Genomic DNA, 12,338 nt, shown 5'->3' with positions numbered 1-12,338 from the left:
ACTGTAGTTATTCTAAAAAAGGTTTAACTATATGAAGTCAAACCTTTTTGAAATGTATGGTATATAATTCGGGTTAAACAACAAATTTGTATCCAACTCCCTTGATCGTTTTAAAACTATCATCGCCAATTTTTTCGCGTAATTTACGAATGTGAACATCAATAGTTCGACCTCCTACAATCACTTCCTCTCCCCAAACTTGGTGTAAAATATCTTCTCGTTTAAATACTTTTCCGGGTTTTGAAGCAAGTAATGAAAGTAATTCGAATTCTTTACGTGGTAAAATTAATTCTTTTTTATTGTGAATTACTTTGTATTCGTCTCTATTAATAATGAGTTCTCCAATTTTTAAGGAATCCGAACCTCCTTCTTCCTTTTTAAAACGACGAAGTAATGCTTTCACTTTACTCACTAAAACTTTTGGTCGAATAGGTTTAGTAATATAATCATCTGCCCCAGCATCAAAACCTGCTACTTGTGAATAATCTTCGCCTCTGGCTGTTAAAAAAGTGATTACCGTGTCCTCTAAATCGGGTAATTTTCTAATTTTTTCACATGCTTCTATACCATCCATTTCGGGCATCATTACATCCAAAATAATAAGCTGAGGTTTTATTTTTTTTGCTTTTTTTATAGCTTCTAGTCCATTTTCGGCAGTGACCACTTTGTAGCCTTCATCGGTAAGGTTGTAGCCAACAATTTCCAAAATATCCGGCTCATCATCTACTAAAAGTATGGTAGTATCTTTTTTATTCATTATTAAATTGTGTAACAAATGATGTATAAATATACTATTTAATACTAAGTAAACATACTCCCCCTAGCTTAGTAACAATATGCTAACATAGCAAACACTATTGAAAACCTTAAATTAACCTTAAAATTTCATGGTTAAAATTAAATAGCTAGCAGTTAGTAATTTGTGTTTTTTCACAATTTATTGATCTCAGGAGTGGTTAAAACGATGTACTTTAATGCATTTGGCTTTTAGCTGTTGGCTTTTTTATGAGCAGCGCTATTGGCAGTTAGCTTTTAGCTGTTGGCTTTTTTATGAGCAGCGCTATTGGCAGTTAGCTTTTAGCTATTTATCAAATTACTAAAAGCAAAGAGCTAACTGCTAACAGCTAATTGCTAAGAGCAAAAATAGATGTTTAAAAAGATGGTGACTTTCAGTCCATAGTGGTTTATTTTCTTCTTTCGTCCTTATAAGTAGTTAACAAATTCATCGTTGCGGTTATTAAATCTTTTGTTTCTAAAAGAAGTCCAAAATACAGGGTAGTGTTTTTAGGACTATCCTCTTCGTTACGTGTACGCTCTACTTGTTTGTTTATTTTATCGGTAAGAAAATCGAATAAGTCTTGCTTTTCAAGAATAATTGTATTGATTTTATCAAAATCTTTTTTGTCAAATACGTCTTTAATTTCCGAATAAAAAGTTTCCAACAAACCTTGTATTTCCTTTAAATCCTTAATTTGATTAAAACGAAGTTTTCGGTGGTTGTTATTTACGTGCTTATGGCTGGCTTTAGATACGTACTCAATAGATTGTGAAATATCCTGTAGGTAGCCTAAAATATTGATGTAAAAATTACTAGCACTAACACTAGAGTCTTCTAAATTTTTAATAAAGTAAAAAATGTTATCACGTAATTCTTCGACTTCATTATTAATACGGTCAATTCCTTTTCGGTTTTTCTTTAGTGCAGCCAAATCATAAGTAGCCAAGCCATCAATAGCACCAGCGTAAATTTTACTACTTCTGTTTACAAAGGACTTTATGTTTCCAGCACTTTCGTCCATTACTCCTTGTACCGAACTACTTTCGGCTTTAAGCAAGCTTTCATCTTGTTTTACCGAGATGGTTTTTTTTCGATAGTTTAACGAGTTTCTTACCAATAAAAAGACCGCCACAAATAAGAGTACCGCAATTACAGCAGGGCCACCTAAGTGAATTAAAAAAGCTAAAATAGCAGCGGCAGTAAACGCACTAAAGGCGGTAAAAAACCAACCCCCAATAACATTTAATACCCCGGCAACACGATAAACGGCGCTTTCGCTTCCCCATGCTCTATCTGCTAATGAGGTACCCATGGCCACCATAAAAGTGACATAAGTAGTGGATAAAGGCAATTTCATTGAAGTAGCAATAGATATTAACACCCCTGCAACCATAAGGTTTACAGCGGCTCTAACCGTATCAAAGGCAGGAGCATCCTCGGGTAGTGTAGTTACTGGAACTTGAGTTTGGTCAAATTGCCTATCGGTAAATGCTTTAAATTTTTCGGGTGCAATAGCCGAAAGGCCTTCACCTATACTAATTATAGAGCGAACAATACCACGTGATAATGCATTGGCTTTAAAGCGTTCGCTACCTTCGCCTTGTCTGGATAAATCAATGGATGTTTTAACCACATCTTTAGCTTTGGTGGAAAACCATAAGGTAAGTACCATAATTACACCAGCTGCTAAAAGTAATAATGTAGGTGTTTCGGCTTTTTTACCTAATACGGCCATTGAAAATTCATTGGCAGGAATACCCGAAGCAATCCATTCGTTATAAGATGCCCAAGCGGCAATAGGTACTCCAATAAAGTTAACTAAATCATTTCCGGCAAAAGCCAAAGCTAAAGCGAAGGTACCGGCAATAATGATTATTTTATAAATATCAACTTTTAAAAAACTTATAAGTACATATGAAATTATGGATAAGGACAGTAGACCGATACTAGCTATCGGAAAAAGATTTGTGTCTATAAATCCACTTAGAGTAAGCGGTTTTCCACCTAAATTTTGATCCACAATTAAGCTAGCATAACTTGTACCCTTAATTCCTTTAATTACGATAAAGTATAAAATGGACATTAGCGCAATACCGCCAAACAATGCGCCTACCCATTTGGCTTTTTGTTTAAAGTTGAATGTGATGAGCAATCGAGTCACATATTGTACCAGCGCTCCTATCGAAAATGCAACTACAACCGATAGTAGGATCCCCATAATAATTTGTAGTGCCTTTTGGGTGTTTATGTATTTGCCTAAATCGGCCATGGTTTCAGCATCATTAGTACCTATTTTGATTAATGCCACACAAACTGCTGCGCCTAGTAATTCAAATACAATAGACACTGTGGTGGAAGTAGGCATTCCCATGGTGTTAAAAAAGTCAAGCAAAAGAATATCGGTAATCATTACCGACATAAAAATGATCATGATTTCATCAAAATGAAATTCGGCAGGAACAAAAATTCCTTTACGAGCCACTTCCATGAGTCCACTTGAAAAAATAGCACCAGCGGCAACACCTAAGCTGGCAATAATCATAATTGATTTAAAAGAAACGGCTTTTGAACCGATGGCTGAGTTTAAAAAGTTTACAGCGTCATTACTTACACCAACAATTAAATCTGCAACGGCCAACATGGCAAGCGCCACAATCATAAGTATGTAAATATTATCCATAGGGGTATTGAAATTTCAAAGGCACAAAAGTGATATTTAATTTTATGATAAGTGTTATTGTAACGTTATTTTTTGTAAAAAAAAGAAAATCTATGATGAAAAACTTTTTTTATGTAAATTAAAGCTATAAATATACTAAAATCAGGTGCTGTGTTATGTATTTGATAACATTGTAACTGATTAATTATAAGTTAATTAATTGCTAAATGTTAATTTAATGTTACCAAAATGTTTTTTTAAAGTAAATATTTTTATATATTTGTAGTGTTAAAGAATTACAACTCATAAAAATATATATAATGAAAAACATAATTGTATTTATAGCATTAATGGCGACAAGCTTTGTTTTTGCACAATCAAAAAAGCCTACTTATGAAATTAAAGGAGATTTAATTCAAGGAACATTTTATCATGAAAATGGTGAAATACAGCAACGTGGTCTTTATAATAAAGAAGGTAAATTACACGGGGAATGGAAATCTTTTAATGATAAAGGAGAAAAAGTAGCTGTTGGAAATTACGAAAATGGAAAAAAAGCAGGGAAATGGTTTTTTTGGGATGGCAACACCTTATCTGAAGTTGATTATACCAACAATAACATAGCTAGTATTAAAACGCATGAAAATAATAGTAATGTAGCGGTAAACTTTATTAATAATTAAGTTACGTAGTTCATTATAAGTCACTAAAAAAGCCTCTCGATCGAGAGGCTTTTTTAGTGGCTTATAATGAGGGGGTTATAATAGGTGTTAACAATAAGTTAACTTTAAAATCCAGATTTAATAAAGATTAGGAAACATTAAAACTGGAGTATCTGTGTACTTTTGCAGTAAATAAAATCCCAAAAATGAAATACTTACTTATTACAATTGCACTTTGTATAACAAGTTTTTTACATGCTCAAAACCCTGGTATAATCGAAGGGAAACTTTTGGATCAATCAAATAACAATGAGCCTATCACATTTGCTAATGTGGCTATTAAGGGAACAGACATAACAAGCATTACCGATTTTAGAGGGAATTATGTTTTTAAAGATCTTGAGCCAGGTACGTATACATTACAATACAGTTTTTTAGGATACCATACTAAAGAGATAGAAATAGAAGTAACAGGAGACAAAAAAGAAGTTGACGCTTACTTGGAAGTTTCAGAAGCAATCAACTTTGAAGCCATTCAATTGGCAGCCTTAGCCGAAAGCAACAATTAAATAGCTATTAGTTAACATACAAATAAACAAAAAGCGACCTATAACTTAGGTCGCTTTTTGTTTATTTACATAGGTATTAAATGGTATTAGTATAAGTGAGTTTTACTCGAATTCATATGATCTAGTAAAAAAGCACTATTGGCAGTTAGCTTTTTATATAATTATCAAAGTGCTAATGGCTAGCAAAGAGCAAAAATGGATGTTTAAAAAATGGTGATTTTTAGAGGTGAAGGTAACTATGGACTTGAAGTAGCTAGTGGTTTATTTAATATGAAATTATAGTGACATATAAAGTACATAAAAATAGGATGAAAAGAAAAGGCTTTCATTTTGGAATGAAAGCCTTTAGTGAATTGAAAAATCCATAAATACCTATTTTTCTGGGCATTTAAAAATCATTTCAAATGTATTACATAGTCAAGTCTTATGTGTAAACTCAATCTTATGCTATTGTTAAACCTGTTTGTTAAAAAGGGGAGCAAGTGATTTTGTTATAATTTGATTATCAGATAGATATAAAATATGAAAAAATAGTTGATTTAAAAAATTCACTAACATTAACATAACTTTCACACTGCATCATCATATAAAAGTAACCAGTTATTAACATAGGGGTAACATTGTAATGGTTTCTTTGCACCGAATTGAAAAACCAAATAATCAAATTTTTATTTATTATGAAAAAAGCCTTATTTTTCTTACTTTCATTAGCCTTCGCTTCTTCCTTTGCACAAGGGAATATAAAAGGAGTGGTTAGTGACAAAGAATTGGCCGGAAGTCCATTACCTTTTGCAGATGTATACCTTAAAGATACTACAAAAGGAACAACTACAGATTTTGATGGGAACTACTTAATCGAAAATATTGATCCAGGTACTTATACTTTAGTAATAAGCTTTGTGGGTTACGAAGCGCAAGAGTTTCCTAACACAGTAGTTACAGATGGTGAAACCTTAACCGTAAATGCAACATTAAGTGCTTCAGCAGCCTCTTTAAGTAATGTGATTATTCAAGGAACATCTGCTGTAAAAGAGAGTGAGAAAGCGCTTTTGGTAGAGCAGAAAAAGGCGACAGTAATAAAAGAAAGTATTGGAGCGCAGGAAATGAAAAAGCTTGCAATTGCAGATGCAGCAGGAGCTACAGCTAAGATTTCAGGTGTTACTAAAAATGAATCGTCAGGTGATGTTTATGTAAGAGGTTTGGGAGATAGATACTTGTCTACAACTTTGAATGGATTACCTATACCTTCAGATGATATTGAAAATAAGAATATAGGGTTAAATTTATTTCCTTCCAATATAATTCAAAATGTAGGGATTAGTAAAACATACTCTGTTGATAAATATGCAGATCAAGCGTCTGGGAATATTAATATTGTGCCGAAAGAACACAGTGGTAGTAAGCCAAAATTTAGTATAAGTTTAACTTCAGGAGCTAATACAAATGCAATATCTGGTGAATTTAGAAGAACGCAGAACGCGAATAACACATCATTTGGTAATTACAGTAGTGATTTAACAAATAGACAAGCTTTAACTCAAGAGTCGTGGAATTTTACTACGGAAGATAATCCAATTAATATAGGTGTATCGGCAACAGCAGGAGCTAAACTTTTTAATGTTTGGAGTGTATTTGGATCTGTATCTCATGCGGTTTCTCACTCTGACCAAAAAGGAGAATTCAAAATATTTGAAGAAAACTTTTTAAATGATTTTGCTACGGATGCGGAGAATTTTAATACCAAAGTGGTAACAAGTGCTTTATTGAATAACACATTTAAAGTAGCTACTGGTCATAAATTAAAACTTACAGGCTTATATATTAATAATTTATCAGACCAAGTAAATGAATTTGGTAGAAATGGAGAGGCTGTATTTTTTGAAGAAACCGATACTGGAGTTGGTAATCAGTTTGTAAGAGATCAAAATACGAAACAAACGGAATTGATAGTTTTACAAGGTTCTGGAAAGCATAAACTATCTGATAACGATAAAATTGATTGGGGTGTAGGTTTCAATTTAGTTGATGCTAGAGAACCAAATAGAATTAGAAATGAAGTGAATATTTTTGGAGATAATGATGTGCGTTTTGGAACTCAAGGGGCAACTCAACAAAGAAAGTCTGCCCAAATTATACAAGATGATGAATTTAATGCATACTTAAATTATAATAGAGTACTTGTTGATTCTGAAGAAAATAACTTAAAAGTTAATTTAGGAGGGAATTATAGAAATAAAAATAGACAATTTGATTCTAGAATTGAGTCTTACAATTTAGGAGATTCTCCAACTACTTTAGTTGTAAGTTCTATTGATAATCTTGATGAAGGATTGAATCTAGATAATATAATTAGAGGTTTTATTGAAATACCAGAAGATCCACAATCAGATTTATACGATGGTGAATTAGAAGTTAGAGCGGGTTATTTAAGTACTGATTTTTCTTTTGGTAAATTTTCTGGAAATGTAGGTTTAAGATATGAAGAAGATGAAGTTAACTTACCACAGTGGGATGTTACTAATCAAACTCCTGGTGAAGATAGATTCTTATTTAGTTCATATGAAAACTTTTTGCCAAGTTTTAATTTCAAGTACTCGTTAGATGAGGATGATAGAATGGCGGTAAGGTTAGCAGCTAGTAAAACAATAACTTTGCCTGAATTTAAAGAAATAGCTCCTTTTGAATATACGACTCCCAATGGAAGACAAGTACAGGGTAATCCAAACCTAATAGCATCTACAAATTATAATGTTGATGTGAAATATGAATTTTTCCCAAAATCTGGTCAAGTACTTTCCGGAACATTGTTCTACAAGCAAATTCAAGATCCTATAAATAAGGCTCAGGCTAGAGGTGCTGCTAATAATTTATCGTTTTTCAATACTTCAGAAAAAGCCGAGATTTTAGGTGTTGAATTGGAAGGGAAATATGATTTTGATTTAAGAGAAAATGGATCAAATTTGGCTGTATTGGCTAATGTTACTTTTATGGATCATAATCAAGATTTAAAAGGAGTGAATTCAGAAGAAGGTCAAAATGAAGAATTCAGATATGGTAATACGACTGAGACAGGATTACAAGGTGCTTCTGACTGGATTGTGAATTCTTCTTTAACATTTTCTGATAAAACAGAAAAAGAATTTGCTGCAACTTTAACAGGTAATTATTCATCTGAAAAAATATTTGCACTTGGTAATTCTGAAGATATTAATGCTTTTGATCTACGATTTAATGATGAGATCATAGAAGAAGGATTTGTTACTCTAGATATGGTGTTAAGTAAGGTGGTCGCTAAAGGATTAAAGCTAACTCTTGTCGGGAGGAATTTATTAAATCCCAAAATAAAACAGACACAATTAATTACAGATCCGATAAATGGAGGTGTTACAAAAGAGACAGTGTTATCATACAGAAAAGGAAATGTATTTAATGTTAAACTAGCATATAATTTTTAAATAAAAACCAAAATATTCAAAACTTATAACATGAAAAACTCAGTAATTAAATTAGGATTAATTTCCGCATTGCTTACAGGTATTACTTTTACAAGCTGTAGTGATGATGACGATATAAGAATTGAACAACCCGGAGAAGTGCCTACTACTGGCGATGTTTTTGAAAATATCAATAAGGGAATTTTAAATGGAAATATAGATAAAGATGTAACATTGAGTGCTTCAGTATCTTATAAGTTGACAGGTATTTTTAGTGTTTCAGAAGGGGCTACGTTGACAATTCCGGCAGGAACACAAATAATAGCAAATGCTTCAAATAGTAGAGAAAATTACATAGCTGTACTACAAGGAGCTAAAATTAATGTAGAAGGTACTATAAGCGAACCAGTTTTAATGATTTCTGAAAAAGAAGGTCGTGGTAATTGGGGTGGATTAGTTATTACTGGTAAGGCTAAAACAACTGAAGGAACTGATGCGACAGCTGAAATAGGTAATTTAAATTATGGAGGAGAAGAACCAGAAGATAATTCGGGAAGTGTTAAGAACCTTGTAATTAGAGGGGCTGGAGCAATCATTTCTGGTGATAGTCAGTTTAATGGATTGTCATTATATGCTGTAGGATCTGGAACTACACTTGAAAATATAGCTATTATAGATGGAGATGATGATGGTATCGAGTTTTTTGGAGGATCAGCATCAGTTAAAAATTTATATGTTAAAGATGCGAAAGATGATGCTATTGATTGGACAGAAGGATGGAATGGATCTATAACTAATGCATTTGTAGATCAGGCTATTATTGGATTTTCAACGGTAGTTGAAGCTGATGGAGTAAATAATAATCCTACAATTACTAATTTAACTGCCAAATCTACATTGGGTGGTGGTACAGCATTACAATTTAAAAAACAGTCGGGAGCAACAATTACTGGTCTATCTTTATCTGGGTTCGATATTAGTGTTGATAGACCTCAAGATTCACCGTTGGCAAACATTAATATAAATGGCTCTCAGGTAGTTGTGACAGAAGCTTACGAGAATGCAGCTACAGTAGATATTACTTCAAACGAGTGGGATTTTATAAGAGCAGAAACTCAACTTTTTAATGACTTGCCTAATGAAATTAGTGCAGATACTACATTAGATGCGAATATAATTTATAATTTAACAGGTATTACTTCTGTAAAATCAGGTGTTACATTAACAATTCCTGCAGGAACACGTATCATTGCTAATGGTAGTAATAATACAGAAAATTATTTAGTAGTATTACAAGGGGCAAAAATTAATATTGAAGGATCTGTAGATAATCCAGTAATAATGACTTCCGAGCAAGGTAATGCCGGTGAATGGGGAGGATTAGTAATTACTGGTAAAGCAAGTACGACAGAAGGTGTAAATGCAATCGCTGAAGTTGGTAATTTAAAATATGGAGGAGAAGATGATACTGATAATTCAGGGAGTATTAAAAATTTACAAATAGTAGGGTCAGGAGCAATAATCACAGGAGATAGTCAATTTAATGGATTATCATTATATGCGGTAGGTTCAAATACTGTTTTAGAAAATATTGCGATTATTAATGGTGAGGACGATGGTGTAGAATTCTTTGGAGGTACAGTAAATCTTAAAAATCTTTATGTTGAAGGAGCAGAAGATGACGCAATTGATTGGACTGAAGGTTGGAATGGTACTTTAGAAAATGCGTATGTATTCCATTCAAAAAATTTCTCAACTGTAGTTGAAGCAGACGGAGTAAATAACAACCCAACAATAAAAAACTTAACTGCTGTTTCAACAACTGATATTGCAGAAACGGGTCTCCAATTTAAAAAGAAATCAGGAGCAACAATCACAGGATTATCATTGAGTGGATATGATAAGCCCTTGGATTTTCCTCAAGAAGGTCCTGTTGCAAATGTGCAAATTGAAGGAGCTGATGCGGATGTAAATGCAAAGTATGATGCTGAAGCAACTGTTGATTTTGCTGGAATTACTTTCTTAGAAAACTTTATTAAATAGTAAATTAATTTCTATTTGAAATTAAAAAGGTCTCTTAATTTTTTAAGAGACCTTTTTTTTGTTTCATATTAAGGCCATGCTATAATCAATACAAAATATTTCAAATAGTATGCAAGCATATCACTTTAAATTAGTATAAAATATGTAACTACTTATTTAATAATGACTTAATAAGTACTGTGATAAATAAAATTTTGGTAGTCAATACCTTAGGGTATAACTTAAAATTAAATTTATTATGAAAAAATTAATGTGCTTATTAATAGCATTAACATCAATTAGTATTGCTTTTGGACAAAAAATATGGGAAAATAGAGCATATGAATATCGATTTTTGGGAAGTGATATAGAAAATGCTAGAAATTTTATTTGCTCAGCTACATCTATAATATCTGGTTCAAGTAGAATCGAAACTTTCAATGAGGTTGGGACACCGTATTTGAAAAATAAAAGTATTTATGAATATACTGATGAAGAGGGGGATTTAAGATATATTTATATAGTAAGATCTGCTAGACCTGATACTGATCGAGATTATTTTCCTGAATTTGAAATGAAAGAAATTAATGATAGGTGTGATAGGAACGGAGATGGAAAAGATAATGATACAGAGATGAGTTATTATGCAAGAGATTTTGGCAAAAGCCTAATAAATGCAAAAAGACAAGCTTGTTCAAATAACCCTAATGGGGAAGGTAAAGAATTTAGATTAAATACTCTTGTTTCGTCAAGTAGCGAGGGTCTTAAATCAAATACACTATATGAATTTACAAATGATGACAATAACTCTATTTCATATGTTTATATAATAGGAAGAAAAGAAAGAATTTACAGAGATCGGGATTATTATTTTGAAACAAGTTTTAGTGCAATACCGAGTTTTATTTGTGATAGTGACGGAGATGGAGTGGCTGATAAAAACGACAATTGCCCTTTCACAGCCAATACAGATCAAAAAGATACCAATGGTAATGGTATAGGGGATGTGTGTGAGCCTCCAAAAAGGATCGATATTAATGCATTTAAAGTTTTTGCGGCTAAAGGAGAAAGTTTTTCTAAAGGAGATACGGTTGAGTTTGGGATTAGTATAAAAGGCAATTATACATTAATGAATGAGAAATTTAATGGGGTTAAATTTATACTTTATTTTCAAAAGATTAAAAAAGGAGATCAAACGGAAAATATCATAATAAACACGTTAGAATGGAATAATAAGAATGCAGAAACACTTGTTTTTGATGATTATACAATAGTAACTTTTAAAGTAAAAAGTAGAGAATCGTTTCGTATTGATGGACTGTCACTTGATTTTGGGTTGAGTACAAAATATGGAAACTTAAGAAAAGAATCTTTTGATGGATCGTTTAATGTGATAAGTCCAGTGACCGTTCCTATAGATCCTAAAGTACCATTTGATAGATCGGACTTAGTAATAGACGAAAGCTCAATTAGTATAGCTAGTGATTGCAAAAGTTGTTTAGGGTTGTTAAAGGATATTGGGAATAAAAAACACCTTTTGAATGGTATTAATAATGGACGAGTTAATTTGACAGCAAACGTTTTAAATAAAGGAGTAATAAAATCGAAAGCTTCTAAGGTGAAAGTGTATAGGTCTAATGATAAAAAGTTTGATAAAAAAACAGATGTGCTTATACCACAGGATTTTTTACATAATTTATCAGATGATAATAGAAAGCTTGAATTTGATGTTCCCCCTATAAATGGTTTGGGAAGGGCTCAAATAAGTGTGATTATTGACAGTAAAAGCTTTGCTCACAAAACCTTAAAAAACGGGAATTATACGTTGGCTAGTTCGGATAATTATTACCTACTTTTAGTATTGGATGATGTTGAGGTGACTTCTATACCTATTAGGTATATTAAAAATTTCAATGCTAATGCTAAAAAAGTACTGAATACCGAGGTAATTGTAGATCCACAATCCCTTAAAATTTTCGATCTAACCGGAAAAACCATTCTTGAAAAAACAATTCTTTCTACAGAAGAGGAAGGACTTACTGTAGCAGGTTTACCACAAGGTTTATACATTATAAAATCTGGTACCAAAGTATACAAGCTGTATAAAAATTAAATAGTATTATTTGTAACAGTAAAAGCTACATCCAAAAAAGGGTGTAGCTTTTTGTTTAGTAATTGAATTGATTAGCTGTTTTCTGTCAATTCATATAGGTA

Annotated in this window: 7 protein-coding genes; 5 read left to right on the top strand and 2 right to left on the bottom strand. The window is 32.2% G+C overall.

Features of this window, described 5'->3' with window-relative positions; translation table 11 throughout:
- Positions 1-73 precede the first annotated feature (73 nt).
- Positions 74-757: a response regulator transcription factor gene (locus KQA_RS0202555; RefSeq protein ID WP_010177771.1), complete on the bottom strand. Its 684-nt coding sequence runs from the start codon at positions 755-757 to the stop codon at positions 74-76.
- 427 nt (positions 758-1,184) lie between these two features.
- On the bottom strand, positions 1,185-3,458 hold the full coding sequence (locus KQA_RS0202550) for an inorganic phosphate transporter (RefSeq protein WP_010177769.1): 2,274 nt from the start codon (positions 3,456-3,458) through the stop codon (positions 1,185-1,187).
- Between the two features lie 299 nt (positions 3,459-3,757).
- On the opposite strand from KQA_RS0202550, the gene KQA_RS0202545 reads away from it, so the two are divergent.
- The 5 genes from KQA_RS0202545 (at position 3,758) to KQA_RS0202525 (ending at position 12,237) form a co-directional block, all read left to right on the top strand.
- A complete protein-coding gene (locus KQA_RS0202545; RefSeq protein ID WP_010177767.1) occupies positions 3,758-4,120 on the top strand; it encodes a toxin-antitoxin system YwqK family antitoxin in 363 nt (120 codons plus the stop codon).
- A 185-nt stretch (positions 4,121-4,305) separates the two neighbouring features.
- Positions 4,306-4,668, top strand: coding sequence for a carboxypeptidase-like regulatory domain-containing protein (locus tag KQA_RS0202540; protein ID WP_010177765.1), 363 nt, complete (start codon positions 4,306-4,308; stop codon positions 4,666-4,668).
- A 677-nt stretch (positions 4,669-5,345) separates the two neighbouring features.
- Positions 5,346-8,123 carry a TonB-dependent receptor gene (locus KQA_RS0202535; protein ID WP_010177763.1) on the top strand — a complete coding sequence of 926 codons (2,778 nt, stop codon included), beginning with the start codon at positions 5,346-5,348 and terminating at the stop codon, positions 8,121-8,123.
- A 30-nt stretch (positions 8,124-8,153) separates the two neighbouring features.
- The gene (locus tag KQA_RS0202530) at positions 8,154-10,145 is read left to right on the top strand and encodes a hypothetical protein (protein ID WP_010177752.1); all 1,992 of its coding nucleotides are present in this window, start codon (positions 8,154-8,156) and stop codon (positions 10,143-10,145) included.
- A 238-nt stretch (positions 10,146-10,383) separates the two neighbouring features.
- Positions 10,384-12,237, top strand: coding sequence for a thrombospondin type 3 repeat-containing protein (locus KQA_RS0202525; RefSeq protein WP_029209419.1), 1,854 nt, complete (start codon positions 10,384-10,386; stop codon positions 12,235-12,237).
- Positions 12,238-12,338: the final 101 nt, after the last annotated feature.

Source organism: Aquimarina agarilytica ZC1, assembly GCF_000255455.1.
GTDB lineage: Bacteria > Bacteroidota > Bacteroidia > Flavobacteriales > Flavobacteriaceae > Aquimarina > Aquimarina agarilytica.
This window is presented reverse-complemented; position numbering and strand designations above follow the sequence as displayed.

Bases quoted from the DNA above. Each gene is read 5' to 3' on its own strand.
- KQA_RS0202555 (WP_010177771.1), bottom strand. From the start codon at position 757: ATGAATAAAAAAGATACTACCATACTTTTAGTAGATGATGAGCCGGAT.
- KQA_RS0202535 (WP_010177763.1), top strand. From the start codon at position 5,346: ATGAAAAAAGCCTTATTTTTCTTACTTTCATTAGCCTTCGCTTCTTCC.
- KQA_RS0202550 (WP_010177769.1), bottom strand. From the start codon at position 3,458: ATGGATAATATTTACATACTTATGATTGTGGCGCTTGCCATGTTGGCC.
- KQA_RS0202540 (WP_010177765.1), top strand. From the start codon at position 4,306: ATGAAATACTTACTTATTACAATTGCACTTTGTATAACAAGTTTTTTA.
- KQA_RS0202525 (WP_029209419.1), top strand. From the start codon at position 10,384: ATGAAAAAATTAATGTGCTTATTAATAGCATTAACATCAATTAGTATT.
- KQA_RS0202530 (WP_010177752.1), top strand. From the start codon at position 8,154: ATGAAAAACTCAGTAATTAAATTAGGATTAATTTCCGCATTGCTTACA.
- KQA_RS0202545 (WP_010177767.1), top strand. From the start codon at position 3,758: ATGAAAAACATAATTGTATTTATAGCATTAATGGCGACAAGCTTTGTT.